Annotated in this window: 22 protein-coding genes; 15 read left to right on the top strand and 7 right to left on the bottom strand. The window is 49.1% G+C overall.

From position 1 onward, the window contains the following. The first annotated feature begins 39 nt into the window (after positions 1–39). Positions 40–2,559 (top strand): DMSO/selenate family reductase complex A subunit, encoded by a 2,520-nt coding sequence (locus tag CLC93_RS02555; RefSeq protein ID WP_095504362.1) that lies wholly within the window; start codon positions 40–42, stop codon positions 2,557–2,559. 14 nt (positions 2,560–2,573) lie between these two features. Further along, the gene (locus CLC93_RS02550) at positions 2,574–3,206 is read left to right on the top strand and encodes a DMSO/selenate family reductase complex B subunit (protein WP_095504361.1); all 633 of its coding nucleotides are present in this window, start codon (positions 2,574–2,576) and stop codon (positions 3,204–3,206) included. Between the two features lie 87 nt (positions 3,207–3,293). On the opposite strand, the gene CLC93_RS02545 is transcribed toward CLC93_RS02550, so the two are convergent. Beyond that, on the bottom strand, positions 3,294–3,680 hold the full coding sequence (locus tag CLC93_RS02545) for a hypothetical protein (protein WP_095504360.1): 387 nt from the start codon (positions 3,678–3,680) through the stop codon (positions 3,294–3,296). Positions 3,681–3,921: 241 nt separating this feature from the next. Next, positions 3,922–4,515 carry a response regulator transcription factor gene (locus CLC93_RS02540; RefSeq protein WP_095504537.1) on the bottom strand — a complete coding sequence of 198 codons (594 nt, stop codon included), beginning with the start codon at positions 4,513–4,515 and terminating at the stop codon, positions 3,922–3,924. A 91-nt stretch (positions 4,516–4,606) separates the two neighbouring features. On the opposite strand from CLC93_RS02540, the gene CLC93_RS02535 reads away from it, so the two are divergent. The 5 genes from CLC93_RS02535 to nrfD all read left to right on the top strand — a co-directional run bounded on the left by CLC93_RS02535 (position 4,607) and on the right by nrfD (position 10,336). Then, positions 4,607–5,887, top strand: coding sequence for a phosphate/phosphite/phosphonate ABC transporter substrate-binding protein (locus CLC93_RS02535; protein WP_169902769.1), 1,281 nt, complete (start codon positions 4,607–4,609; stop codon positions 5,885–5,887). Further along, a complete protein-coding gene (locus CLC93_RS02530) occupies positions 5,888–6,400 on the top strand; it encodes a sensor histidine kinase (RefSeq protein ID WP_095504358.1) in 513 nt (170 codons plus the stop codon). A gap of 135 nt (positions 6,401–6,535) precedes the next feature. Then, positions 6,536–8,812: a thiosulfate reductase PhsA gene (gene phsA / locus CLC93_RS02525; RefSeq protein WP_095504357.1), complete on the top strand. Its 2,277-nt coding sequence runs from the start codon at positions 6,536–6,538 to the stop codon at positions 8,810–8,812. A gap of 10 nt (positions 8,813–8,822) precedes the next feature. Next, positions 8,823–9,395, top strand: coding sequence for a 4Fe-4S dicluster domain-containing protein (locus CLC93_RS02520; RefSeq protein ID WP_095504356.1), 573 nt, complete (start codon positions 8,823–8,825; stop codon positions 9,393–9,395). Beyond that, the gene (gene nrfD, locus CLC93_RS02515; protein WP_095504355.1) at positions 9,392–10,336 is read left to right on the top strand and encodes an NrfD/PsrC family molybdoenzyme membrane anchor subunit; all 945 of its coding nucleotides are present in this window, start codon (positions 9,392–9,394) and stop codon (positions 10,334–10,336) included. Before CLC93_RS02520 ends, nrfD begins: the two co-directional genes overlap by 4 nt. Before the next feature lie 94 nt (positions 10,337–10,430). Here nrfD and CLC93_RS02510 read toward each other — a convergent pair whose 3' ends face one another. Both CLC93_RS02510 and CLC93_RS02505 read right to left on the bottom strand, forming a co-directional pair. Next, positions 10,431–10,802, bottom strand: a complete 372-nt coding sequence (locus CLC93_RS02510; protein WP_211286785.1) for an ArsR/SmtB family transcription factor — start codon at positions 10,800–10,802, stop codon at positions 10,431–10,433. A 94-nt stretch (positions 10,803–10,896) separates the two neighbouring features. Then, a complete protein-coding gene (locus tag CLC93_RS02505) occupies positions 10,897–12,561 on the bottom strand; it encodes an FAD-dependent oxidoreductase (protein ID WP_095504354.1) in 1,665 nt (554 codons plus the stop codon). Between the two features lie 434 nt (positions 12,562–12,995). On the opposite strand from CLC93_RS02505, the gene CLC93_RS02500 reads away from it, so the two are divergent. The 6 genes from CLC93_RS02500 (at position 12,996) to CLC93_RS02475 (ending at position 18,059) form a co-directional block, all read left to right on the top strand. After that, a complete protein-coding gene (locus CLC93_RS02500) occupies positions 12,996–13,982 on the top strand; it encodes a C-GCAxxG-C-C family (seleno)protein (protein WP_095504353.1) in 987 nt (328 codons plus the stop codon). Positions 13,983–13,997: 15 nt separating this feature from the next. Then, the gene (locus tag CLC93_RS02495) at positions 13,998–14,450 is read left to right on the top strand and encodes a hypothetical protein (RefSeq protein ID WP_095504352.1); all 453 of its coding nucleotides are present in this window, start codon (positions 13,998–14,000) and stop codon (positions 14,448–14,450) included. Between the two features lie 141 nt (positions 14,451–14,591). Beyond that, on the top strand, positions 14,592–15,359 hold the full coding sequence (locus CLC93_RS02490) for a winged helix-turn-helix domain-containing protein (RefSeq protein WP_095504351.1): 768 nt from the start codon (positions 14,592–14,594) through the stop codon (positions 15,357–15,359). Between the two features lie 160 nt (positions 15,360–15,519). Continuing rightward, on the top strand, positions 15,520–15,867 hold the full coding sequence (locus CLC93_RS02485) for a hypothetical protein (RefSeq protein WP_141237334.1): 348 nt from the start codon (positions 15,520–15,522) through the stop codon (positions 15,865–15,867). A gap of 152 nt (positions 15,868–16,019) precedes the next feature. Beyond that, positions 16,020–16,535, top strand: coding sequence for a hypothetical protein (locus CLC93_RS02480; RefSeq protein WP_095504349.1), 516 nt, complete (start codon positions 16,020–16,022; stop codon positions 16,533–16,535). Between the two features lie 159 nt (positions 16,536–16,694). After that, a complete protein-coding gene (locus CLC93_RS02475) occupies positions 16,695–18,059 on the top strand; it encodes a leucyl aminopeptidase family protein (RefSeq protein WP_095504348.1) in 1,365 nt (454 codons plus the stop codon). 71 nt (positions 18,060–18,130) lie between these two features. On the opposite strand, the gene CLC93_RS02470 is transcribed toward CLC93_RS02475, so the two are convergent. Next, positions 18,131–18,508 (bottom strand): hypothetical protein, encoded by a 378-nt coding sequence (locus CLC93_RS02470; protein WP_095504347.1) that lies wholly within the window; start codon positions 18,506–18,508, stop codon positions 18,131–18,133. A gap of 1,512 nt (positions 18,509–20,020) precedes the next feature. Here CLC93_RS02470 and CLC93_RS02465 point away from each other — a divergent pair. After that, positions 20,021–22,711 carry a PKD domain-containing protein gene (locus tag CLC93_RS02465; RefSeq protein WP_095504346.1) on the top strand — a complete coding sequence of 897 codons (2,691 nt, stop codon included), beginning with the start codon at positions 20,021–20,023 and terminating at the stop codon, positions 22,709–22,711. A 333-nt stretch (positions 22,712–23,044) separates the two neighbouring features. Continuing rightward, on the top strand, positions 23,045–23,464 hold the full coding sequence (locus tag CLC93_RS02460; RefSeq protein WP_095504345.1) for an Sbal_3080 family lipoprotein: 420 nt from the start codon (positions 23,045–23,047) through the stop codon (positions 23,462–23,464). 62 nt (positions 23,465–23,526) lie between these two features. Here the strand turns inward: CLC93_RS02460 and CLC93_RS02455 are convergent, their stop codons facing one another. After that, positions 23,527–24,753 (bottom strand): beta-ketoacyl-ACP synthase, encoded by a 1,227-nt coding sequence (locus CLC93_RS02455; RefSeq protein ID WP_095504344.1) that lies wholly within the window; start codon positions 24,751–24,753, stop codon positions 23,527–23,529. Then, positions 24,753–25,490, bottom strand: a complete 738-nt coding sequence (gene fabG / locus CLC93_RS02450; protein WP_095504535.1) for a 3-oxoacyl-ACP reductase FabG — start codon at positions 25,488–25,490, stop codon at positions 24,753–24,755. The genes CLC93_RS02455 and fabG overlap by 1 nt, the downstream gene beginning before the upstream one ends. Positions 25,491–25,492 lie beyond the last annotated feature (2 nt).

The raw sequence follows: 25,492 nt of genomic DNA, 5'->3' as shown, positions 1-25,492 counted from the left end.
GGGCGAACAGTTTATGCCGAATACAAGAGGGTTTTCTGTATGAAACGTAGAAGTTTTTTGAAAATGAGCGCGGCAATGGGCTGTGCCGCTACAGTGACAGCGTGTAGTCCTAGCTCCAAAGCTCCGCAGCCGGCGCCACCAGTCACGCCACCGCCATCGCCGGAGAACGTTAACTGGACGGCTTGCTTGGTGAACTGTGGTTCCAATTGTCCGATTAAGGTGATTACTCAAGACGGCAATGTGGTACGGATCGAGACGGATCTGGAAACCGAAGATGAGTACGGCGTTAGCCACCAAGCGCGAGCTTGTGCTCGTGGTCGTTCGCTCAAACAAAGAACTTACGCGCCGGATAGGCTAAAAACGCCATTGCGCCGTGTGGGTAAGCGCGGCGAAGCCAAGTTTGAACCCATTAGCTGGGACGAAGCGGCGGCGATTTTTGTCGAGAATTGGCAACGAATAAAGAACGAATATGGTCCCAAGAGTATTTTCCCACTCTACGGCACCGGCGCTTATTATGGTTTTGCGAGTCGTTCCGCTTGGTTGAGACTGCTCAATCTAGACGGCGGTTATTTGCGCTACTACGGCAACTACTCTTGGGCTCAGCAAAATGAGGCGGCGTCAGCGACTTGGGGCGGCGGCTCAACCAATGGCACGGCCCTGTCCAACCTCAAAGACAGTGACTTGATGCTAGCCATCGCCTATAACCCGAGTGAGATCCGTCAAAGTGGCTCGGGCGAAGGCTACGACTTCTTGAATCAACTGGAACAGAACAATGGCCTTGAGGTCATTATGGTGGATCCAAGGTACACGGATTCAATGTTAGGCAAGGAGAACAGCTGGTACCCAATTCGCCCCGGTACAGACGCGATATTCATCGAAGCCATCGCCCACGAAATGATTTCTTCCGGTTGGGTGGAGCAAAACTCCAAAGCTTTTATCGACAAGTGGACCGTTGGCTATGACAAGGCCTCGCTTGAGGCACTGAAAACTGAGTTCGAAAACAGCGGCGATGCCACCAAAGTGGATTACGTTAAGTACATAGACTCAGACAACAACTACCACGACTACATCATGGGTGTGGGTCGCTTCGCCGCCGATGGCCCTCGTACGGCCGCCAAGGCCGCACCGATATGTGGTATTCCCGAAACCAGTATTAAGAGCATTGCGCAGAAGGTGATGAACGCTCGAGCGCCGTACATTATTACCGGTGCTGGGGTAAACCGCCACGCCAATGGCGAGCAAGCCATGCGCGCCTGCTACATGCTACCGATTCTGACCGGTAAAATTGGCCAGGCTGGGGTCAACAATGGCGCTTTACCGTCGCAATTTCAGATGTTTAGAGCCGGATTACCCTCGGGGTCAAACCCAGTGACCGAGAGCATTTCTCACTACAATTGGATTGACGCGATTGAGCGCGGTACAGAGATGACGGGACGAGCCGATGGTGTGCGTGGAACGCCTGACATGGACACCAAACTGGGTGCCAACATAAAAATGCTGATGGGCATAAACGGCAACATTCTGATCAATCAGCACTCCGACTGTAATAAGACCCATGAGTTGCTTCAAGATGAGTCGAAAGTCGAATTCATCATGGTTTGCGACTGCTGGATGACACCGTCGGCAAGATACGCAGACCTGGTATTGCCGGATACTAGCTGGCTCGAGTCCAACGACCTTGCCAACGACAGCTATGCCTCGGGGTTGATGGGCAATCTGACCATGATGTCAGCGGCGATAGACCCTTTGTGGGAGTGTCGCTCTATGTTCGAAATGTGCCGCTTATTTGCCGCGAAAGCGGGCTTTGAGGGGCAGTATACCGAGGGCAAAGACGAGGCAGCTTGGCTAGAAGAGCTTTATCAGGCTACCAAATCGAATGCACGAAATGCGGGTACTCAACCGGCATTTCCCGACTCTTATGTCGAAGCTCAAAAAATTGGCTTGTTTAAGAAGTGGGGCGACTCCGGCACCATTGCCTTTGCTGACAACATCAACAATAACAAGCCCTTCGGTACTCTATCGGGCAAGTTAGAAATCTACTCCACTAAGTGGGCCAAATACGCGGCTGAGTGGACTTTGGATACCTCCATTCTGGGCAACACTATCGACCCAATTCCCAAATATCAGGTGACTTGGGATCATTACGAAGATACCGAGACCAGAGAAAAATATCCTCTGCTACTCGTTGGCTATCACACTAAAGGACGCACGCACTCCAGTTATCACAACGTCGGTTGGTTACGTGAGGCCGCCGAAGATGCGGTGTGGATGAATCCGGTGGATGCCGGTGCCAGAGGACTCTCGTCGGGTGACAAGGTTCATGTGTACAACGATAGGGGCACTATCGAAGTACCGGTACGGGTAACGCCTCGAATTGCACCTGGGGTAACAGCTCTAGGGCAAGGTGCTTGGTTCTTACGCAATGGCCCGGTAGATAGCCGCAACGGCAAACCCATCGACAAAGGTGGCGCAGTCAATACCATTACTCTGTATCGACCGACTCCAGTGGGTAAAGCAAATCCTCAACACACCAACTTAGTTGAGATAACCAGGGCTTAATGGAGTGATGAGTAATGATTAAAGACGAACAATACGGCTTCTATGTCGACGCCACTAAATGCACCGGCTGCAAAGCTTGTCACGTTGCCTGTAAAGACCGCAAAGACTTACCTCTTGGAGTCACTTGGCGTCGCGTGTACGAATACGGCGGCGGCTCGGTGACCGAGAGCAACGATGGCACCTTTGCTCAAAACGTTTTCGCTTACTATTCATCCATCGGTTGCAACCATTGTAGCGATCCGGTTTGCGTTAAGGCCTGTCCTACAGGGGCTATGTTTAAGCGCACTGGCGATGGCATTGTGCAGATAACCGAAAACTTGTGTATCGCCTGTGAGGCTTGTGCAAGGGCGTGCCCATATGACGCTCCGCAAATTGATAACGATCGTAAAGTGATGACTAAATGCGATGGCTGCTCAGACCGATTAGAGGAAGGCAAAAACACCATCTGTGTCGAAGCTTGTCCAATGCGAGTGTTGGACTTTGATACTATGACCGCCTTGGTAGAGAAGTACGGTGAAGGCGACTCACACATGGCACCGCTGCCACCTGAGAGTATTACGACACCAAACCTGATTGTTAAGGCACCAAGAGATGCTCAGCCCGCCGGCGGCGGCACGGGTCAGATTCTTAACGATAACGAGGTGTAATCACTCAACCTCAATTAATACTCAAAAAGCGACCCAATCGGTCGCTTTTTTACATCTACTACAGCTGGTACTGAGGCGATGCCACTTTTATCGAAACCGGCCTTTATCTTCGTCTCTTAAGCTTTCCCAGAATAAGATAACTTGGTCTAAAACCACTTTGTGTTGCTCTTCAAACGAAGCGCCAGTGCGCTCAACGATACCGGCAGTGGCTAGCAACTTATCCAAACTGGCTTCGGTGGCTAGTAGGGTCTCGGTAAAGAATCTAGGGATATCACGTAAGTTAGTGGCTGCAATTAACTCGTCACCGAAGCGTTTGCGCTTGTCGATATCGCTCAACCAACTGGGGTAGTGCTGTGTGCCACCTTCGCGCATGGCTTGGGCGACTTGTTGCTTTAAAGAGAATTTTTGACGCATGAGATAGGTTATGTAAGTTAAAACCGCTGCAATAATTAGTGCTTTGAACAAAACTTCCATGTGATCTCTCCGCGCTTTTTGCCACCTTTATCTTCAAGCTAACGCGCAGATTTTTGGCTGTCTAGTGCCTATTTTTGGGTGTCAGCGTGCCAATAAACCACAAATGATTTATGGGTTTATGATTAACCTACTGTTTTACTGGGTTTTATTTGGACTTTGGTGAAGTGCTCTAGAGCTAAATGAGAAAGCCTCAATCAACAAAAAAGTTTGTTGAGGCCTTATTACTCAATGCGAACTGGGGTTATTTGGTGCTTTGGTGAATCAAGGCGAACTCGACAAGCTCGGCCATGTTTTCAGCACCGAGCTTTTTCATTAGCTTGGCACGGTGGACTTCAACGGTGCGTGTCGACAAAAACAGCGCATCCGATATTTGTTTGTTCTTCAGACCTTGACCTATCAACTGAAGAATCTGTAGTTCTCGCTCACTCAAAGCGCTCAGCAAGCCTAAGCGTTCGCTAGTCTGGTGTCGTTTCAGGCTCAATTCAGAGGCTTTTTCGATTGCGGCCACTAAGGCTTCGGCGTCCACCGGCTTTTGAAAAAAGTCACTGGCACCGGCGCGAAAGGCTTGTACCGCCATGGGCAAGTCACCATGACCGGTTAAAAAAATAGTGCCTAAAGGCGAGTGGGCATCGACCAGATGCTGATGCAGTTGTTCTCCAGTCATTTTGGGCATACGGCTATCTAAAATGGCAACGCCGGCCTGCGTGAGATCGCAGTTTTCGATAAAGCTCGGTGCGTTATCGAAGTGAGTGGCTTTTAATCCATAGCTGTCTAGGACGAAAAGTAGCGAATCGGCGAAAGCGATGTCGTCGTCCACTAGGTATATTGGGACCATGTGCTTGACCAAAGTTTGAGAGCGGCTCAGGCTTTATTTAACCCTATCAGTGCTAAGGCTGACAAATTCACGCGGTAAAAATGGGATGCTAATGGGATTCAAAGGGCTGTACGCTAGCTTTGTCATTTGGGCAGGGCTGATGATGTTGGCGCCAATCAGCGCACAGGCTCAGGCGTCTGACGGTCAAACCCTCAAAGTGGCGGTGCTGGCCAACTGGGGTGAGGTTCGCGTGAAGCAACGCTGGCAACCGACCATGGACTACTTGAGCGAGCAGATCCCTGAATATCGCTTTGAGGTGGTGCCCCTGAGCTTCGAAGCCATGGCCAAGCAACTGCAAGCTAAGCAGGTTCAGTTTGTGGTGACCAATCCCGGCCAATATCTGCAAATCAGTAATCAAACGCCAGTCTCTTGGTTAGCGACCATGCTCAGTGCTCGCCACGGTGGTCAAAGTCTGGCGATCGGCTCGGCGATTTGGGTTAACAAAAGCAGTCAATACTATGCACTGGCGGATCTCAAGGGCACCAAGATTTTGGCCTCAGGCCCGCAAGCCTTGGGGGGCTACCAAGCGGCCATCGGTCTGATTGCCGCTGAGGGGTTTGACTCGGATAAGTTTTTCTCCAATGTGGAGTTTACCGGCTTTCCGCTGGACTCCTTGCTATTGCGCCTACAAAAAGGCGAGGTGGATGCGGCGGTCACGCCTTTGTGCACTCTGGAAGAGATGGTTGATCGCGGCGAGTTAGACCGCAACGAGTTTCGTCTCATTCACGACCAAACCCCCAGCGGCTATCAGTGCGGTGCCAGCTCAGAACTCTATCCCAACTGGTCGTTTGCCGCATCAAGCGAGGTGCCTTTGCAGGTGAGTAAAGCGGTGACCTCGGCTCTGCTCAGGCTCGATGGCGACGATCCTATTAGTCGCACCGCGCAAAATCGCGGCTGGACCTCGCCCTTAACTCAGTTTCAGGTGCGCGAGCTCTACCAAAAGCTCAATATTGCTAACACCACGCCTGTGCCTCTGTTACCCGTGGTTTGGGTTAAGCAGTATTCCCACTATCTGTGGTTCGCTTTTGGTTTTTGGCTGCTAGCCACCATTTATCACTTTGTGCTGCAGTACAGTTTCAATCGCAAAAGCGCGCGCTTAATTGCCTCAGAGCGCGAGCTCAAACGCCAAGCGGTAATGCTTGAAAAACTGCAAAGCACCGCGGTTATCGGTGAAGTTGGCGCGGGTTTGGCCCACGAGCTCAACCAGCCAATTGCCGCTATCGTCAATTACAGCTCGGGCTCGCTTAAGCAACTGGAGCAAGGCAAGTTAGAACCCGAGCAAGCCAACCATTCGCTGGAGAAAATTCGCGAGCAAGCCAAGCGTGCTTCATAGGTGGTGCATCGCATTCGCGGCTTGCTCAGACGCAAAGAAACGCCAGCGGAGTCGATAGTGCTTGGTGCGCTGGTGGCCAATGTTGAGCAGTTTCTGCAGCACGAACTGCTCACCTCGGGTGTGCAATTTAGCAAACATCAAATAGGCGAGCCAACACCGCTTTTGGTGGATAGAGTCGGTCTTGAACAAGTGTTAATCAACACCATCAAAAACAGCTTAGACGCGCTGAAAGATGTGGAAACTAACCAATCCAAACGCATCGAAATCACCCTTGAGTATCATGCAGACCACGCGGTGCTTAAGGTGCTCGATAACGGTTCGGGCCTGAGCTACGAGCCAGACTGGCATCTACAGAGCTTTCAAACCACTAAGGATGATGGCTTGGGGCTTGGCTTGGCCATTTGTCGCGAAATCGTCAGCCAGCACAAAGGCAGCCTGACTATCGCCAATCGTGACGACGGTGTTAGCGGTTGTTTGGTAACAGTGACTGTGTATGAGCTGGAAACCAGCTAATTAGCGACAGGCGTTTATGCAAGCGTGAGCTGAATCAAGCTTCCGCTTGCCATGTGGTTTTCCACAATATCCCCATTTCGCTTCTGTAGAGATACTCTCCCTGAATTTGATTACAAACACTTCGGGGAGAAAGCCATGGAGTTTTCTAGACGCTCGTTTTTACAGGGAGCTGGAGCCACTGCCGCCACGTGCGCCATGTACACAGCCATCCCAGGCTCGATAGCCAGCTTGTCGGCAGCACCGATCAAAGGCTCGGCCACCAATGTGAATTCAATCTGTGAGATGTGTTCCACTCGCTGTCCCATTTCAGCCAGAGTCATCAACGAAAAAAATGTCTCGATCTTGGGCAACGACAAAGCCACGCCGTTTGGCGGCAGCGTGTGTGCTCGCGGTGGTGCGGGACACAGCTTGCTCTACGATCCGCAGCGCATTGTAAAGCCGCTTAAGCGCGTCGGTGAGCGCGGCGAGGGCAAATGGCAAGAAATTAGCTGGGATGAGGCATACCAAACCATCGCCAGCAAGCTCAACCAGATCAAAAAGGACCACGGCGCAGAAGCGGTGGCCTTCTCCTCAAAATCAGGCTCGCTAAGTCATCACTTGTTTGACCTAGCCAAAGGCTATGGTTCGCCCAATACCTTTACTCACTTAACCACATGTCCTGGCGGTTACTCGATTGCCTCAACAGCCATGTTGGGCAGCAAAATTAAGCGTGATCTGGGCAACTCCAAGTACATAGTCAACTTTGGTCACAACCTCTACGAAGGCATCAACATGTCCGAGACTCGCGGCATGATGAAAGCTCAGGTAGAGAAGGGCGCCAAGCTGGTGGTATTTGAGCCGCGCTTCTCGATTGTGGCGGATAAGGCCGATGAGTGGCACCCAATCAAACCCGGCACCGACATCGCCATTGCGTTGGCCATGTGTCACGTATTAATCAAAGAAGACCTGTACGACAAAGCCTTTGTTGAGCGTTATGTCGAAGGCTTTGATGCGTTTGCCAAAGAAGTGGCCCAAAAAACGCCTGAGTGGGCAGAGCAAATCACCGATGTAAAAGCGTCAGACATCACTCGCATTACGCGCGAGATGGCGGCATTAGCACCGGCGGTATGCGTCGACTTTGGCCACCGTGCGACCTTTACCACCGAAGAGTTCGAACTGCGTCGCGCCTTGTTCGCGGCCAACGTGCTGCTTGGCAATATCGAGCGCAAAGGTGGTTTGTTCTTTGGCAAAAAAGCCAAGGGCTACAACAAGCTCGCCGGTGAAGAAGTGGCACCTGATCTGGCTAAGCCTGGGGTGAATTACCCGAAAATCACCGCACCGCGCATTGACCAAGTGGACGACCAATACTATTTGCTTTGGTCCAACGGCGGTATTTATCAAAGCATTCTCGACGCGACCTTGGACGCTAAGCCCTATGCGCTGAAAGGCTGGGTGATCTCTCGCTCTAACCCAATGCAAACTATGACCGACCGTGCGCGCATCGAAAAGGCGATGAAGCAACTGGACTTCATTGTTTGCTGTGATGTGTATATCAGCGAAACCGCGGCCTTTGCCGACATTATTCTGCCTGAGTCCACCTACCTAGAGCGCGACGAAGAGATTGCCGATAAATCTGGTAAGAACCCGCGTTACTACGTGCGCCAGCAAGTCGTCGATGTCATCGGCGATACTCGCCCGAGTTGGCAGATTTGGCGTGAGCTGGGGATTGCCATGGGACTGGAGCAGTTTTACCCCTGGACCAACATGGATACCTTGCGCATGGCGCAAGCCAAGGGCGACGCCAACTTCGTCAACACAGTGCTTGAGGAAGGCTGGGTTAGCTACGGCAAGCCGCTGATGTTGCGCGAGAAGGGTATGGTTGCCGAGTTTGCTGCAACTTACGCCAATGCGCGCAAGCCAGATGCCGATGGCACCTACGCCAGCGCGCTTAAGTTTAAAACCCCCACAGGCAAAATCGAGTTGTCTTCCGCCAAGGTCGAGTCCATGGCACCGGGCCGAGGCGTGATTCGCTATCGCGACGTCAAACTCAAAGACGATGACCAGCTGTTCTTTATTCAAGGCAAGGTGGCGATTCACACCAATGCGGCGACGCACAACATTCCAATGTTGAGCCAACTGATGAGCGATAACGGCGTGTGGATCCACCCGCTAACCGCCGGCAAGCTCGGTATTCGCAGCGGCGATGAGATCCGCGTATACAACCAAACCGGCTCTGAAGTGGGCACAGCGCTTGTGACTCCGGGGATCCGTCCCGACACAGTGTTCGCCTACATGGGCTTTGGCTCGAAGAACAAAGAGCTACAGCGCGCCTTCAACAAGGGGGTTCACTGCGGCAACTTGCTGCCCGATGTGACCTCGCCAGTGGTTGGAATGAATTTGCACACCACGGGTGTGAAAGTGGAAAAGGTTTAGGAGAAGAATCATGACCCAAAGATTAGTAATGATTCACGACGAGAACCGCTGCATTGGCTGTCAGGCCTGCAACGTGGCTTGTCGCAGCGAGAACCAGGTACCCGATGCAGTCACTCGCATTCAGGTGCGCATCGAAGGCCCGTACGGACAAGTGCCCAACCTGCATTTTGACTACCGTCGCGTCTCTTGTCAGCAGTGCGAAGACGCCCCTTGCGTCAAAGTCTGCCCAACTGGCGCGGCTTACGTGGGCGATGACGGTATTGTCAGCATTAAGGCCGACAAGTGCGTGGGTTGCCAATACTGTGTCGCCGCTTGCCCTTACAAAGTGCGCTTTATGGACCCAGAGTCCGGCGTGGCTGACAAGTGTAACTTCTGTAAAGACACTCGCTTGGCCCGTGGCGAGCAGCCGGCCTGTGTGGCGGTGTGCCCAACCGATGCTCTGGTGTTTGGCGATGCCAATGACTCAAGTTCTGCGGCCGCTCAGCTGTTGGCGAGCAACAACACCACCCAAGACAAGGTACACCTAGGCACTAAGCCGCGAGTGTATCGAATTCCAACTAAGCGCGGAGGTATCTCGAAATGAACAACATTTGGGGAGATATGAGTCAGTACGATCCGGTCACCTGGAATTGGATCATCGCGGTTTACTTGTTTTTAGCGGGTTTGTCGGCCGGTAGCTTGTTGGTAGGCCTTGTCGTCAACTGGCTGCGCGGTGGCGATTCCGACTACCAAGCTCAGCCACTACTTAAGGCCGCGGCCTTGATAGCGCCAATTGCGATTTGCTTGGGCATGCTGTGCCTGGTACTTGATTTGACCAAGCCATTCGATTTTTGGGTGATTTTGGTTAACTACAACCTGGAGTCGGTGATGTCGCTGGGTGTTATCGTGTTGCTGGTATACATTCCGCTGAGCTTTGTGTTTGCGCTAATGGTGTTTCATCGCGAAGTGGCTCAGTGGGTGCCGAGTTTGGCGGGGTTGACCAACAGCTTGCTTGGTTACAAAGCCTTGATTGAGCGCAGTTTGTTTGTGCTAGCGATTGCGGTGGCGGCCTACACCGGCTTCCTAATCTCAGCACTGACCGCATACCCGCTACTTAATACCGCGGCACTGCCAGCTCTGTTCCTGTTCTCGGCTTTATCGGCAGGCGCGGCGGCCAACAGCTTGGTGGGCATATTGTTCTTCGGCGCTCACACTACTCAGCCAGAAATGAAGACTACCCACGCTTTGGAATTGCCTGTGGTGTCTCTTGAGATACTGTTCTTAGTGATGCTGTTTGCTACCTTGTATCTCACCGGTGGTGCCTCTGCGCTGGCACTGGCCGCCTTGAGCGAAGGCGTTTGGGCGCAGGTGTTCTGGATTGGCGTGGTGGGCATTGGTTTTGGTGTGCCTTTGATGTCTGGCTTACTGCCATCTAAGACGCGCCACCTGAAAGCTACCGCGTTGACCGTGGCCTTTGCCAGCCTAGTTGGAGTACTAGCGCTGCGTCACTTCATCATCTATGCGGGGCAAACTTACACCCTATAACCCGCTTTAAATGAAAACAGCGGATGAGGGCTAGCCCTCATCCGCTGTTTTTTGTGGGTTGTTGGCCCAGTGCCTACTCGGTATTGAGACCTGGTTAAACCTCGCAATACACTTGGTGCAGGGTGGAAATCAATTGCTGCAGCTTGTCGTCTATGATGAAAAAGTACTTATTGCTGCCTTGGCTGCGCGATTTCACCAAGCCTTGTAGCGTCATCGACTTTAAGAATTGGGAAACTTGAGATTGAGACAGCCCGGTAAGCTCGGTGAGTTCACTGACGTTGCGCTCGCCTTGGGTTAGATGGCACAGCAACAACAAGCGTTTGGGGTGGGCTAAGGTTTTGAGCACGTTCGAAACCATTTCGCATTGGGCTTCCATCTTGTCCAAATCAACCGCTAGGTTTTCAGTCATCGCGTTTGCTTCTCTGTCATGGTTTTTGAAGCCGGGTTCACCGGTGGTTGTGGGCATTCGCTAAGCCCCCTAATGCCGAGCCTGATTTACTAACTCAGCTTTGGTCACCAACTCGGCTATGGCAACCAACTCAGCAATCCGAAGCTTTGGGTCAGGCTTTTGCCAATCGATAGCTGCGATAGCCGCCTATTAGGTTTTTCGCCTGATAACCCAAATTGGTCAGCATGCGATAGGCTACATGCCCGCGCAGACCGACTTGGCAATACACCAGTATCTCTTTGTCTTTCGGTAGCTCGCTGGCACGCTGTCTTAGCTCGTCAACCGGAATGTTGATAGCGCCTTCGATGCAGCCGGTATTCTTAAGCTCATTTGGGGTGCGAACATCCAGTATTAATTGGTTGTCGGCGGGTGCATCCATTTGATCAAAGTGCACCGGAGCCACCAAGCCTTTGATGATATTCGTGCCCACAAAGCCTGCCAAATTGACCAGGTCTTTGGCACTGCCGTATGGCGGCGCGTAGGACAACTCCAGGTGCTCAAGCTCATCGATAGTCATGCCGGCGCGAATGGCGACTGCCAGCACATCGATGCGCTTATCGACGCCATCTTTGGCTACCGCTTGAGCGCCAAGTAGTTTGCCGCTGCTCTTTTCGAATAGAACTTTGAGGCTGACGATTTCGGCTCCCGGGTAGTATCCCGCGTGACTGGCGGCGTGAACGAATACCTTTTCGTAATCGATTTCTAGTTGCTTAAGCTGCTTTTCGTTCTTGCCGGTAGAGCCCACCGCAAAATCAAACACCTTGCAGATGGCCGTGGCTTGAGTCGCTTGGTAGTGGGCCTCATGACCTAAGATGTTATCAGCGGCAATTCGTCCTTGGCGGTTGGCCGGGCCTGCTAACGGCACCAAGGTTTGCTCACCGGTAATTAGGTCTTTAGTTTGCACCGCATCGCCCACCGCATAAATTACTGGGTCATTGGTTTGCATTTGGCTGTTAACCAACACGCCACCAAACTCGCCGATCTCAAGGCCTGCATCGCGCGCCAAGCCAACCTCAGGACGGACACCAATCGCCATAATCAATAAGTCGACATCCAGCGACTCATTGTCGTTTAAACTCAGCGTGAGGGTTTGCTGAGCTGGGTTGTGGCTAATTTGGGTCAACTTGGTATTGAGTTTAAGGTCGACCCCTTTGCTGCGAATTTCTTGATGAACTATGCCCGCCATTTCTCGGTCCACTGAATTCATCACCTGCGGCAAGGCTTCTACCAGCGTGGTCTTAATGCCGCGATGAACAAAGGCTTCCATCATTTCCAAACCGATAAAACCACCGCCAATAACCGCCACCTGTTTAAGCTCACGGCTGTCTATTTGCTCGATGATTCGGTCCATGTCTGGAATATTGCGCAAAGTGAAGGTCAGCGGGTTATCGATACCGGCAATTGGCGGCACGATAGGCGCAGCACCTGGGCTATACACCAGCGCATCGTAGGATTCGAGGAACTCTTTACCGGTGGCGAGATCTTTAACCCGCACCTGTTTGTCGCTTCGGTGTATGGCAATCACCTCGTGCTGTACTCGCACATCCACATTGAAGCGATTGTTGAAGCTTTGCGGGGTTTGCAAAATCAGCTTACTGCGCTGCTCAATCTCGCCACCCACGTGATAGGGCAGGCCGCAATTGGCAAAAGAAACAAATGGGCCGCGTTCAAACATCACGATTTCTGCGTCTTCACTCAGGCGTCGGGCTCTGGCTGCGGCGGACGCGCCACCGGCGACACCGCCAATGATTACGATTTTGTTGTTAGTACTGCTCATATTCTTCACCCTATCGATTAACGCCATTATCAAGCTTTAAGCAAAAAACTTGTGTTATCGCGATATTATAATTTAATAATATAAAGTCAAGCTCAGCCCAATATAAGGCTATGCGGGTAAATTAGGGATTTCTTCTAAAGGTGTGTTTCATCTCTCAAAATATTCACTGTGACTCTCTAGTAAGACCTATTACCGGCCAGTAATCGGTGATTACTTGTACAGTTGAGGGTTGCGCATGTCTCAAAATGGCCTAAATTCGTGGTGTGCTTCGCATTGTCGAGCAGCGGTCGGACCAAGAAATACGAATCAATAGACGCTGGTTAGCTCACCAGCGATTACTTGGATTCTTCTCCCGTTTTGTCGTGATACTTCCTTTTATTGTCGTTCTCACTGAAACGTTTTCCCTGCAATTAAATCGACATAGTGAGAAACCAATGAAAAAACAACACAACGAATACCCTGTACAAGAGCGCCGCCGCGCTTTGGCTCAAATCATCGGTATCGCCTCGGTGGCAGCGGGCACTGCTGCAATTCCAACCAGCGCGTTTGCAAATACAAACTGCGCCGCTGAAATTGGTGTCGGCAACATGGGTGGTGCTGATTTAACTCGACTACCATACGTAAAACTCGACCCGAAGAAAGTGGCCAAAAGAGCCTACGAAGGATACGGCCGCGGTGGCTGTATGTATGGTGTGTTTGACGCTTTGTTCGCTGAATTGACAGAACAGCTAAAAGCACAAAATCACCCAGATGCGGCTCGAGTCGAAGCGCTACCAACTAATCTAAGCCTATATGGCGCTGGAGGTATTGCTGGCTGGGGCACTTTGTGCGGATGTCTAAACGCCACTGCTATGGGAATTAATATCCTGGATATTAAAGATCCGGACGGCAATTCCATGCAAAGCAAGATCATTAGCTCGGTATTCCATTACTACGAGACAGCAAATATGCCTGCCGGGAATGCCAGTTTGAGTAATGATGGAACGAAATTCGTAGATATGATTGGCGCCCCAACTCGAAACGATGATGCGGGACAGCCTTTGACGCCAGAAAAGATCAGCCAGTCGGTTGCTGGCACAGTGTTGTGCCACGCTTCGGTTACTAAGTGGTCTAAGGTCTCTAAATATGGCTCGAAGCATGCTGCCAAAGCAGAGCGCTGTGGCCAGCTCACCGCTGAAGTAGCCTATACCTTGGTGGAATTTGCCAATATGGCTATTGAAGGCAAGTTTACTGCAAGCCTGAAGTCTGAAGACAACGCCGAGTGCATGGCATGCCACTCGGGAAGTAAGGCTGAGCCAGTGACCTACAAAGTGTCGGATGTTAACTCCAATATGGAATGTCAGTCCTGCCACGCGCCGCACGATGTCAGCGCGAATATCTCGAATGCTCACGATGGTGCTACTTGTAGCACTTGTCACTAACCAAGGGGGCATATCATGTTGAAAAGTAAAGTCGCCCTCGCAACCCTATTGGGACTTGTTATTAGTGGTTGCAGTAGCGATGAACCTGGTATTGATATCGCGCAGGCGGATTCGATTAACATTGAAGCTATTGCTTTCGATGCAGAAAATAGCAGCGTAAATTTCAAACTGGTTGATGATCAGGGTGAGCTACTCAATGGTGCTGAAAAATCACAGTTTTTAGTGGCGTTTATGGGGTTGCCTGAAAAAACAGAAATGAAGGGGATGGCTTTTCCTTGGCACCAAACTGAGAGTTTTGGATGTGACGAAGAGGATTGCAATGTTCAGCTAACCGCAACGGGACCTGGTGAGTATCAGTTTGCTGCTCCACAAGGTATCGAGTGGCAACCGCAAGTGGTTTACCACAGGGTCGCATTGCAAGTGCGTACTGGGTCGGTTGAAAGTACTTTTGAGATTATCTCTGAGTAATCGCCTGTTAATTCCGTTGTGATCTCTAACTCAAAACAAGCGGCTGAAAAAGCCGCTTTTTTCTTTTTAGAACCAAGCTCACACTGAAAAATTGTTCCAAAAGTTATGCTGAAATCAATTCGTCTATTTATATGAGTGCAAATGAGCGACCACCCGAGCCTAGGGCACTATCGATTCGATGAGAGTAAAGGACTGCTCTACCACGACTCAAAGCCGATGTGCAAAGAGTTGCCCAGAGCAGAACGCCTTGTTTTGCATTGGCTATTTCAGTCCGAAGGCGAGGCGGTTAATTTTCAACAATTGCGTTGCGACGAATCAGGCGAGACTGTGATTTCTAAATCCGCTGTAGTGAAAGCTGTATTTAGTTTGCGTCAATTCATCGGGGATAAAGACCATAGCCACATTCAGGCGGTGCCAGGGACTGGTTATCGTCTGGTCCTTACCAGTGCTGGTGATCACTTGCCAGCTCAGTCACCCGACCAAAACGCTGAACTGCTATCACCAATAGTGTTTTGGGGAATAGCAATCGTTGGCTTGCTTGGTTTCTGGATAGCACTGCACTACCCGATATTTTTTGAGTCTCCTCATGCGACAACTACAATCCAGTTTGAGTCGGTTGCTCGGGCTCAATCGGGAACTGACGTATCCCTAATTCAAGTAGCGCGAACCGAACAACTGCTGAAAACTAGTGACCCATACGTGCAATCTTTAGCGACCCAGATTGGACAGTGTGCAGATATAAGCTGGAGTCACATTTATCTGTCTCTTTCTTTTGACGGCATGCTACTGGCAATTACCTTTGCCTCAGATGAAGGTGTGCCTCCGCGAAACTTCAAAATTAATGACTTTGGTTTGTCTCCGAGATTTATCGATGAAACATGGTTGAGAGAGGTGAAAGCTTGTGACTAAAGCTTCCTGTCGAGTGGTCAACCTTTTTATGCTGGCGGGCTTGCTCTTTACGGCTTGGCTTGCGTTTTCGCCTGGTAGATTGAGTGTTGATAAGCAACTTAGTTGTCGCAATGAGTTAATCGGGCACCAAACGGGAGGTGAGGAGGCAGAATCCCATTATATGCAAGTCGATTATGTGCTCAAAGGTGATAGAGTCACCATCAATTATCGCTATTTTAGCAACGTGGGTAAGGCCATTAGCGTGATTACCATGAAGGGTAAAATTATCGATAGCCTTCAAAACGGACATCAGTTCCATTTAGGCCTTAGCCAAGTTGATATTGCAACACTAGATTCGGAAGCATCTCAGCCTCAGCATATGAAGTACATGGCCAACGTTAGCCGCATGAATCTAGACAACCACGACATCCACAGTGAGACGATCAATATCCTTGCAGAGAGGAACGGCTACGCACACATATTATTTGAACCCTCCAACGTGGTTTGTGGCTGCAAAGTGATTAGCTAGCCGCTGACGCGACGACCTTCGCCTCTCTGGTTGCAGAAGATTTGTTCTAAATTTTGAGCTGTATAAAAGTATTTACTAATAAAAGCAGGCACAATCTAACCGGTAACTTAGATTGCAGACCGAACCCATTTAAGGCTCGGTTGGAGGCTGACATGATTTTCAATATTCGTAGCGGTAAAGCACCGACTCAACACCAAATTGATTCGCTTCGCCAAACCTTGAAGGCCCAAGAGGCACTGCAAGAGAAAAGTGATTTTGCGCTGTTCGCTATTCCCACCGCGGTCGCATCGGCCATGGTTTTGCTGCTGTGGGACTGGGCCAGTGCCATTGGTATTGAAGCAGTGTTTGGCTTGATAGGTATGACCGCAGCGGCAGCACTTTGTGTTGGGTTACCTTTGGCCAAACAGCAAACCAACAAGTTATCTGTGTTGCGCCACTATCAGCCAGTGGAAACCAGCTTGCCCGATGCCAGTCACGAACAGTGTGCACAGCTGATGGCCATCAAAGACCACCCAGCTTGCAAAGACTATATCGATTCGGCGTTGAGCCAAAACCGTCATATTTTAGCGTATGAGGCTGATTTGCTTATCAAAGCGGCCAAGCGCGAGAGTGAGGACACCAGTGCAATTCCTCTATACCAGATGAAACCCGGTAGCTCGCTCGGCTAGGACCTGCCTAGCAAGGGGTATTGCCCATTGAATTCAATGCTAAAGCGGCCTCATAGGTCGCTTTTTTGTTGCTTGGTCCGATTGGTAATTTGCCCTGCGAGTGCTTTACTATGTGGCATCGGCGAGCACGCCCCATAACCAATAACAACAGGAGTATTCATGTCGGCAGTACTGGCACAAGGTTCCCAAGGCATTCCATTAGTGGTTTTAGACAAGGCGAGCTTTGACGCTTGGCTTGAGCAACAAGAGCTGCGAATTGCTAATTGGCTAACCAACACAGGCTTCGCAGGCGTTGGCCTATCCCTAATTCCTGCTGCGGACGGCTCAGTGGAAACCGCATTGTTTGTGGCAGAAGACGCCCAAGAATACTTTGCCTGTGGAGACTTGATACACCTGCTCCCTGTTGGTGACTATCAATTGCAAACCCAAGCGCAAAACCAATTGGCAGTGGCCTTTGGCTGGGCGGTGGGCAGCTATCGCTTTGAGCGCTACCTCAAGCCTGGCAAGACCCTGCCACGCCTATCAATTGAGAACATGGCAGTGGTTGAAGAAGCCCAAAAGCTCACTCAAGCCACAGCTTTGGTGCGCGATTTGGTAAACACCCCTGCTGGCGACATGATGCCCGAACACTTAGCGAAGGCCAGTAAAGCTTTGGCCGAAGAGTTTGGTGCCGAGTTTTCAGAGGTCGTGGGCGACGAACTGCTTGAGCAAAACTTCCCAACCATTCACGCCGTTGGCCGTGCCAGCATTCATGCGCCGCGCTTAATTGATTTTCGCTGGGGTGATGCCAATGCGCCCAAACTGACGCTTGTCGGTAAGGGCGTTTGCTTTGACAGTGGCGGTTTGGACATCAAGCCCGCTGCCGGTATGCGCAATATGAAAAAAGACATGGGCGGTGCCGCGCACGTGCTCGGTCTGGCGCGGCTTATCATGGCGTCCAATTTGAAGGTAAATCTGCGGGTGCTAATCCCTGCGGTTGAGAACGCCATTGCTGGCAATGCCTACCGTCCGGGTGATGTGATAACTACCCGAAAAGGCCTCACCGTGGAGATCCACAACACCGACGCTGAAGGGCGCTTGGTCATGTGCGATGCGCTGGACTTGGCTGCCGAAGAGAGTCCTGAGCTGGTTATCGACTTCGCCACCCTAACCGGTGCAATGCGAGTGGCGCTCGGTACCGAGCTACCAGGCTTCTTTGCGACTAAGCCTGAGACTGCGCTGGGGCTAATTCAAGCCGGTGAGCCGGTGCAAGACCCTGTGTGGCAAATGCCACTGTACAAGGGCTATCACAGCCTGATGAAAAGCGATATCGCTGATATGACCAACTGTCCAAATGCACCGTTTGGCGGAGCGATTACCGCGGCCCTGTACTTACAAGAGTTTTTGCCAAAGGGTACTGACTGGGTGCACTTTGACATTATGGCCTTTAACGTACGCAAACTGCCGGGTCGTCCATTGGGTGGTGAGGCCTTTGGTGTGCGTGCGACCTTTGATTACTTGAAAGGGCGTTTCGGGGTTAGCTAAAGCGTCTCGAGGCGATAAAAAAGCGGCCATAATGGCCGCTTTCTCGTCATATCTAAGGGCCTAAACAGTTGCTAGTTCAACTGGATAGGCATAGATACGGATTGAACTTCTTCGTCCAAGCTAGTACCATCGGTTACATAGGTAGTCTCTTGGGTAATCAGGTACAAAGTGGTTGGAATCTGTTTTACAAGACTTGTAATGTTTTCACGCCCACCGATTAGTTGGCCATCCAGATTACAATCAATTTCGACGTAGCTTTCGTCAATTTGACATTCTCTCTCGTACGAGCCCCAGTTGTAGCCGTAAACTTCGAGACTATTGTCAGTCACTTCAGGAGTGGTAGATATGTACAACTCAGTGCGAGTTGTGGACTCCCAGCTAACGGTGAATGGTGAGCCAGTCACAACAAATGGGTTAGATACTGAATAGTCTGACCCGTTAAGTTTCATTACTGGTGGTGGTGTACTCTCAACTGAATCTTCTGATTCGGAGCCACATCCAGCTAAAAGTGTTGCAAGACACACTGCCATTCCAAGCTGCTTATACATTATAGTCTCTTAATCCTTTATTTAATGTTATATGTAAACCTAGGTTATAAAGGCTGGCGAATTATTCTACGTATCCTTGTTATTAATTTTATAGCTACACCTAATATGCGCATTAGTAATTTGCTTTAAACTTATGTTACATAACTTTGAATGGTAGATGATTGACCAGCTTATGGAAAGTAACATATAGCTGGGTCGGAATTGTTGCTATTGGTTTAATTTGTGGATCGAATCTAGGTTTGTGATTTGCGTGATATGCTTTTCTTGAGATGCTTAATGTTTTGCTGGTGCTAATATTATTTAGGTCCTTCCTGTTGCTTTAATCTAAATTAAAAGTTGGTGATTGAATGTTTAAAGTTTATTGGAACGCTGCTTTTTCTTTATTTATTAATTAGCCTCTTGATTGATTGGGTAGTAACATTTTGATTTCTGGTGTTGAATTGCAACAATATCGAGGAATACTCATGATGAAAGTCATTACTCCAATATTACTAGTGGTTTCTGGTCTGGCAGTCTTCTAAGCATACGCAGAAGAGACGCCGGCTAATAATAGTAGCGGATTCTACGCCGACATAGGCGCGCACCTACGGTAAGTGCTGACTTTAGCGACTGTGATACGCGTGGTTTAGGTTGTGAGTTAGGCTATGCTTTCAATAAGGTTGTAGGTATCGACTACAAGTTTACCGAAACTGGTTTGGGTGATAGTTATTACGCCAAAGGAAACTAACGACCAAGCTTGATAGCATTTTGACTACAGTGGCTAATTCTACAGTGTCGGCTGCATATGTTGGGGTTGGTTATAAATTCTTAGTGTTTACTTAGCGTTGCGCAAATGAATGTTTTCTGTCGTTTTATATTTCTTATACTTTGAAGTTATATACTGCTTAATTTAAAATTTTATTGCCTGTAAGGCTATCCAGCATTTCACTGCAAATACATAGAGTTTTGGCAATGTTATCCTTTCGCTTAACTAATTAAGGTATTAGCTAATTAGCGATCCTCTATTTGCCTTTTGTTTCTCTTTACTACCAAAAAGGTTCTCTGTTGAAGCTGATGATTTATTAGTTGATTCTTATGGTGTTTGTGTGTTTTCAGGGGCAGGTATACCTGATATTTAAGCAGTGGCGCTGGGCTTAGGTGTTTCTGATTATAAAGTTTATCAAGTTTCGCCCGTTTATAAAATTTTGACTAACTTCTCATTTTTATAATTTTTTATCTTTTGTGATTTTTTATGGTTTATTGTGTTAAAGATTTGATGGGTAGTCAAATATTTGACGCTAAATTAGTAAGGTGTTTTCTGTACTAGAACATGCATGGCAACTTATTTTTCGGGAAAGGTTCCCGAAATTGTTTCATGGATAGTTAGATTCTTAGAGCAATATTTTTAAATTGGAATTACAAAAAGGAATTATTGTGAAAAAATTTGTTGTTGGGTTATTAGCTTTATCGCTAGCAGCTTGTGGAGGCGAATCGAGTAATGAGCCGGAAAAGGAAGTCGACCCAGATAACGGCGGTGGACAAACTAACAATATACCAGTAGCAGCGTTATCAGGTCCTCTAAGTGTTGTACTTGGAGGAACTATCGAGCTTGATGGCTCAAGTAGTAATGATCCTGATGGCGATTCTTTAACATTTGTATGGAGTTTCAGCTCTCAACCAGAAGGATCGTTGTTGCCTAACACGCTTCTTGGAGATAATGCAAAAGTAGCGTTCAAACCAGAAGTTCTTGGAGATTATACTGTTCAGCTAATTGTTAACGACGGCGTGGCAGATAGTTCTCCTGCTCTCATTTCTTTCTCTGTCACTGCTCCCGATCCAGATGGTTCGGGTCCTGGTAAAGATGGCACTGATCCAGGCGACGGTGGTACTGACCCTGGCGACGGTGGTACTGATCCAGGCGATGGCGGCACTGACCCGGGTGATGGCGGCACTGATCCCGGTGATGGCGGAACTGATCCTGGCGACGGTGGTACTGACCCAGGTGACGGCGGTACTGATCCTAGTCCTACGCCGAATAACCCTCCAGTTGCGGTTGTGCCCTCTTCAATTGAAGTGGCTTTAGGTGAGCAAGCAACCATCGATGGTTCTCAAAGTTTTGACGTAGATGGTGATCGCTTAACGTATTTCTGGACTTTACTACAAACTCCAGAAGGTAGCGCAAACACGTCTTCCGATTTTGAATATAGTAGTTCGGGCGTTAGCTTTATTCCAGACCAAGCAGGCACGTATAGAGTGCAGCTTGTTGTATCCGATGGATTTATAGATAGCTCTCCAGTAATTATTGAGGTAGAGGTCGCTGCGGGTAACGAAGCTCCGGTAGCAAACGCTGGTTATGAAGTAACCGTTGAGGTGAACAACTCGATAGAATTTGATGGAAGTCGAAGCTACGACAATGATGGTGATATTGCCGAGTACAAATGGAGCTTGGTGAGTGGTCCATATGGAAGTGCTCTTGTATCACCTCAGTACACGCTTGTTACTAGCGAATCAAAAGTACAGGGGCCTACTTTTGACGTTGTCGGAACCTATGTTTTTGAGCTAGTGGTAAATGATGGGGAGCTCGATAGTGAAGCTTCGGAACTAACAGTCACTGTTAAACCACCTAATACGCCACCAACGGTATCAATCAAGGTGCCCGGCTATGGTCAAGACTATTATATGGGCGGCGAAGCTGTTTTTTACTCTGATGTTTATGACAAAGATGGCGATGATATTACCTACAGCTGGAGCTTTAGTTACGTTCCGACTGGCAGCAATTTGGCCAATAAAGTAAGTGAAAAGTCTTATTTTGCCTTTCACCCTGACAAAGCTGGGTTTTATACCGCTTCGCTATTCGTGAGCGATGGACGCGACTCAACTGAGGCAGTTGAAGTAAACCTAGAGGTTAAAGCAGCTCCGAAAATAGCACTAAAAGCGGTTGTTCAATCTGGTAGTAACAGACTAAGAGCACGAGTTGGTGAAGAGCTCATTCTGGATTTTTCTCAGAGTGTTTCGCCAGAAGGAAGGCCTTTAGAGTACGAATATAAAATGGTACGTTCTTCTTCAATGAACCTCGATGCTACAATCACTTCCTCACAAAGTGAAAAAGCAATTGCAAAATTCTTAGCAAATGAGTCCGGTTTTACCATCGTTACGGCTCGAGTATTCGATGGTGAGAACTACAGCGACTACTTAAACTTCTACATCGACGTTTATGCAGGACATGAAAAGGTTCCAACCTACATTAGTAGCGATAAGCAGCAACATGTCATGCTTGGAGACGAAGTAGTTCTAAGCGGCGCAGAGGCTATCAACGCGAGCGATAGTTTAATTGATTATTATTGGTCTCGGAAGGGAACCGTGCTGGAAACTGAAGATCACGGTCTGTTGGATATATATTATTATTCCACCCTCATTCGATACAATGCTGAGCTAATTGAGAATCCGACGTTGCCAGGGCGCTACGAATACAGCGTTGAAGTAGACGACTATTACAAGTACGGCCAAGTCCAGGAAGTAACATTATTTGTCTATGACACAGCGCCAGTAGTTGCTAAAACAGCTGGAAAAGTGAACACTACCATCGGTGCGGAAGTAGCTCTAGACGGGTCAGCTTCTCTGGGAATGGCTGAAGACGTATCTGCCAAATGGTACTTAATATCAGCTCCTGATGACTCAACAAGTGCAATTACGGATGAAAGCGAAATAACGGCATCATTTGGTGTGGATGTGGAGGGCTACTATGTTTTCCAGTTGAATCTGTCAAAAGGTGATGAAGTAGTTTCGGTTGAGCAGCTTTCTGTAGTTGCTTCAACTAATGGCAAGCCAACCGCAGTTATCGCGCCAGTGGACTCTAGTGTTGTGAATAATGTTATTCTGCTCGATGGAACTGCAAGTTCAGATCCGGATGGCGATAGTCTTACTTACGACTGGAAAATTGTTGGTACATCGTATCAATATGGTTTAAACCTTGTGTCACAAGTTGGTAGTTTTGATGATGCCTCTTCAGCCACGCCAACCCTTACGTTGAAAGATACGTTCACTGCTGACCAAGTAGTTATCGGCTTAACCGTTAGTGACGGCACTGATAGCAGTGAGCGGTCAACGATAGTGATTAATAGATAAGTTAAAAGCTTTTAATCAAGCATTAAACTTCATCAATTCAAAGCAAGGGAGCTTATTGGCTCCCTTCTTTCTCTCTCAATATAGCCATTGGCATAAATTTTCTTTAGATGACGATTTTCAGCTTTAGTTAAAACATGAGAATTAGTGGAAAGAAACAAGAAATGGGCGTTTTATTACTAATAAGTAACGGCGGAGCTTAATATGTCCAGCAGAACGTCGGTCTCTAAAATAGTCTGTTTTAAGCGATTGAATCGCTCTTAGTTTGACGGGGGATTCAATTCAAAATTTGGTTATCCCTGTTGTTCACGCAAATATTTAGATAAAGGATAAAAAATGAAAAGGAAAATAGTTGTTGGCACCTCACTTTTGCTTTTAACTGCCTGTTCCATTAATCAGCATGTAGAACCGGTTATGTTAGCCAATGGCGCTGATCTATGTGTTGTACGAAATCCAGAAGTACGGCAGGGATTTTTAGATCAATACGAGGCTGTACTTAGAAGTAAAAATATCAGCTATCGCATCGTTAGTGAGCAGGCGGTACCGCAGAGTTGCCAATGGACTTCTACCTACGAAGCCCATTGGAGATGGGACCTAGCGCTATACATGGCTTACGCTGAGATCAAGGTCTTCCAAAATGGCAGTCTTGAAGGGGTAGCTAAATACGACGCGACTCGCGGCAGTGGTAACTTTAGTAAGTTCATTGACGCCGAACCCAAAATCAGAGAATTGGTGAATCAACTTATCAATATTTAGACACTAAATTCCCTGCTATAGGAATATGCGACCAGCTCTTGAAAAAGTAGCTGGTCGTTTTTTTATAGCCGTTTGAAAATGAGTGAGGTGTTAATGCCGCCAAAGGCGAAGTTGTTACTCATCACATATTCGCAGTCCAACTCACGTCCACCAGACACTATGTAATCCAGGTCGCCGCAGCGAGAATCAATGTCGGTCAGATTTATAGTGGGAGCAAACCAACCCTGATTGAGCATTGCAATCGTCAGCCAAGCCTCGATAGCGCCGCAGGCCCCCAAGGTGTGACCTAAGTAGCTCTTTAGGCTAGATAGCGGCATCTGGCTGCCAAACAAACGGCTAGTTGCAGTGGTTTCTGCAATATCTCCAAGTTCAGTAGCCGTGCCATGCCCATTGACGTAGCCAATTTGCTCAGGAGCTAAATTAGCGTCTTCAAGGGCCATCTCCATGCATTTTTGCATGGTTTCAGCTTTGGGCTGAGTGACGTGTGCAGCGTCGCAATTGGTAGCAAATCCTACGATTTCTGCGATAGGTTGGGCGCCTCTCGCAAGGGCAAATTCGCGATCTTCTAGAATGAGAGAACCAGCCCCTTCTCCTATCACCAAACCGTCTCTAGCAAGATCGTAGGGACGGGGAGTGGCATTCGGTGTGTCGTTGGCTAAACTCGTGGCAAACAAGGTATCAAAGACCGCCGATTGGGTCGGACAAAGTTCCTCTGCGCCTCCTGCAATCATTGCTAATTGCTTGCCGTGCTTGATTGCCTCATACGCGAAACCAATACCTTGGCTGCCTGATGTACAGGCGGAAGAAGTAGGGATCACTCGCCCTTTTACCCCGAAAAACAGTCCGGTGTTTACCGGTGCGGTGTGCGACATCATTGCTACATAGGTGTTAGCGTTTAAATCTCGAGTGCTATGCTCTTTAAGCACAGTTGTGAATGCCGTGCCAGCGGACGTGCTTCCCGAGCAAGAGCCGTATGAAATACCCGTAGAGCCATCGGTCAGTGCCGGCTCATCGATTAAGCCGGACTCAATTAACGCTAACTCTGTGGCGCGAGTCGATAAATGAGATACTCGACTCATTGAGCGTGTTTTCTTGCGAGTGTAGTGGCTTGGTAGCTGAAAATCCTGGATTGGCGCCGCTAGCTGGGTATTTAGGCCTTGGTATTTGGACCAGTCATCCATTCGCGTGACTGCGTTTTTCTCAAGTCTCAAAGCGTTCATCACGCTTTCTAAATCTTGCCCTAAAGCGGTAATACCGGCCATGCCAGTAACGATAACTCGGCGACTCATCAGTGCAGACCTCCATTGACTCCTATGACTTGGCGATTGATGTAGGCTGCTGCTGGGCTCATTAGAAAAGCGACCAGTCCTGCGACCTCTTCAGGGGTTCCCATACGCTGTAAAGGTACTGCTGGTAGCACATGCTGTTTGACATGCTCTTCAACCATTCCGGTATCGATAAGTCCTGGAGCTACACAGTTGACCGTAATGGCGCGTCGCTTATTGCTAAGCTCAGTGGCCAGTGCTTTAGTAGCTCCAATGATGCCAGCCTTAGAGGCAGAGTAATTTACTTGGCCGCGATTTCCTATTTGACCTGAAAGTGATGACACAGTGACAATACGCCCTTGCTTCAGTGAGATCATTGGCATGATTAAAGGGTGTATTACGTTGTAAAAACTGTCCAAATTAGTGTGGATCACGCCATCCCAGTCTTCTCCGGTCATCGCCGGAAATGCGGTATCTCGAGTTACTCCAGCGTTTGCTACAACGCCGAAGTAGGCGCCATGCTGCTCAATGTCTTGCTCAAGTTGCTGTTTGGTTTGTTGGCGTTGAGACACGTCAAAGCTAATGGTGCGACAAGTTCCGCCCAAAGCTTCAATTTGGTCCGCAGTATTCTTGGCTCCATCGGCATCGCGGCCATAGTGGATAACCACGGTAAAGCCTTGCCGGGCTAGCTCTACGGCAATGGCTTGGCCAATTCCTTTACTAGCTCCTGTTACTAGTACTTGCTGGTTTTGAGGGTTCATTT

Source organism: Paraferrimonas sedimenticola, assembly GCF_002282855.1.
Lineage (GTDB): Bacteria > Pseudomonadota > Gammaproteobacteria > Enterobacterales > Shewanellaceae > Paraferrimonas > Paraferrimonas sedimenticola.
Note: the sequence above shows the minus strand (reverse complement) of the source record. Positions and strands in the feature narration are given on the sequence as shown.

What these genes read in the sequence shown, in the direction of transcription:
- CLC93_RS02555 (WP_095504362.1), top strand. Translation starts at nt 40, where the DNA reads ATGAAACGTAGAAGTTTTTTGAAAATGAGCGCGGCAATGGGCTGTGCC.
- CLC93_RS02550 (WP_095504361.1), top strand. Translation starts at nt 2,574, where the DNA reads ATGATTAAAGACGAACAATACGGCTTCTATGTCGACGCCACTAAATGC.
- CLC93_RS02545 (WP_095504360.1), bottom strand. Translation starts at nt 3,680, where the DNA reads ATGGAAGTTTTGTTCAAAGCACTAATTATTGCAGCGGTTTTAACTTAC.
- CLC93_RS02540 (WP_095504537.1), bottom strand. Translation starts at nt 4,515, where the DNA reads ATGGTCCCAATATACCTAGTGGACGACGACATCGCTTTCGCCGATTCG.
- CLC93_RS02535 (WP_169902769.1), top strand. Translation starts at nt 4,607, where the DNA reads ATGGGATTCAAAGGGCTGTACGCTAGCTTTGTCATTTGGGCAGGGCTG.
- phsA (WP_095504357.1), top strand. Translation starts at nt 6,536, where the DNA reads ATGGAGTTTTCTAGACGCTCGTTTTTACAGGGAGCTGGAGCCACTGCC.
- CLC93_RS02520 (WP_095504356.1), top strand. Translation starts at nt 8,823, where the DNA reads ATGACCCAAAGATTAGTAATGATTCACGACGAGAACCGCTGCATTGGC.
- nrfD (WP_095504355.1), top strand. Translation starts at nt 9,392, where the DNA reads ATGAACAACATTTGGGGAGATATGAGTCAGTACGATCCGGTCACCTGG.
- CLC93_RS02510 (WP_211286785.1), bottom strand. Translation starts at nt 10,802, where the DNA reads ATGCCCACAACCACCGGTGAACCCGGCTTCAAAAACCATGACAGAGAA.
- CLC93_RS02505 (WP_095504354.1), bottom strand. Translation starts at nt 12,561, where the DNA reads ATGAGCAGTACTAACAACAAAATCGTAATCATTGGCGGTGTCGCCGGT.
- CLC93_RS02500 (WP_095504353.1), top strand. Translation starts at nt 12,996, where the DNA reads ATGAAAAAACAACACAACGAATACCCTGTACAAGAGCGCCGCCGCGCT.
- CLC93_RS02495 (WP_095504352.1), top strand. Translation starts at nt 13,998, where the DNA reads ATGTTGAAAAGTAAAGTCGCCCTCGCAACCCTATTGGGACTTGTTATT.
- CLC93_RS02490 (WP_095504351.1), top strand. Translation starts at nt 14,592, where the DNA reads ATGAGCGACCACCCGAGCCTAGGGCACTATCGATTCGATGAGAGTAAA.
- CLC93_RS02485 (WP_141237334.1), top strand. Translation starts at nt 15,520, where the DNA reads ATGCAAGTCGATTATGTGCTCAAAGGTGATAGAGTCACCATCAATTAT.
- CLC93_RS02480 (WP_095504349.1), top strand. Translation starts at nt 16,020, where the DNA reads ATGATTTTCAATATTCGTAGCGGTAAAGCACCGACTCAACACCAAATT.
- CLC93_RS02475 (WP_095504348.1), top strand. Translation starts at nt 16,695, where the DNA reads ATGTCGGCAGTACTGGCACAAGGTTCCCAAGGCATTCCATTAGTGGTT.
- CLC93_RS02470 (WP_095504347.1), bottom strand. Translation starts at nt 18,508, where the DNA reads ATGAAACTTAACGGGTCAGACTATTCAGTATCTAACCCATTTGTTGTG.
- CLC93_RS02460 (WP_095504345.1), top strand. Translation starts at nt 23,045, where the DNA reads ATGAAAAGGAAAATAGTTGTTGGCACCTCACTTTTGCTTTTAACTGCC.
- CLC93_RS02455 (WP_095504344.1), bottom strand. Translation starts at nt 24,753, where the DNA reads ATGAGTCGCCGAGTTATCGTTACTGGCATGGCCGGTATTACCGCTTTA.
- fabG (WP_095504535.1), bottom strand. Translation starts at nt 25,490, where the DNA reads ATGAACCCTCAAAACCAGCAAGTACTAGTAACAGGAGCTAGTAAAGGA.